The sequence below is a fragment of the Corynebacterium sp. HMSC065D07 genome (genome assembly GCF_001810695.1).
GTDB lineage: Bacteria > Actinomycetota > Actinomycetes > Mycobacteriales > Mycobacteriaceae > Corynebacterium > Corynebacterium hesseae.
Genome location: NZ_KV802450.1, coordinates 1 through 436, shown reverse-complemented (window position 1 = coordinate 436; position 436 = coordinate 1). Strand labels below are relative to the sequence as shown.

At 55.0% G+C, this 436-nt stretch carries 1 pseudogene; it reads right to left on the bottom strand.

Features of this window, described 5'->3' with window-relative positions:
- Window positions 1–42: 42 nt before the first annotated feature.
- Window positions 43–248 (bottom strand): annotated as a pseudogene (locus tag HMPREF2760_RS12550) (IS256 family transposase); the annotation flags it as partial.
- Window positions 249–436 lie beyond the last annotated feature (188 nt).

Below are 436 nucleotides of genomic sequence, written 5' to 3'. Positions count from 1 at the left end.
TGGATTTGCGGCGTGTCGCACTAAGGGACATTTCGTGTGGATTTAGGAGCGTCCGGCCCAGCCTTTTCTTATGCCTAAGCTGGGGTTCCACTCGTTGTCGATATGGGTGTCGAATGTGGCAGGTCGCCCGTCTGGGTGGCCGCGTCGTGTGAGCTCTTCTTTCGTCTAGGCCGCGTATGCCGCTTCTCCCCATTGCGTCCAAACTCTTGATGCCTGGCTAGGTCCAGTGGATGTACAGGGGCTTCGGTGCGGACGTCACCATAGGAATTGACCTAACCGCTCCAGCCGCGGCTTACCTACCACAGACCTAGGACTATCCGGTGTTGATTTCACCGATCAGGCTGTTGGAACCAATTTAGAATCAAGATCACTGCATTATCCCAGGCTGCCCCGGGAATCCGTATCGATTTATCCACACGAAATGTCCCTTAAGCCC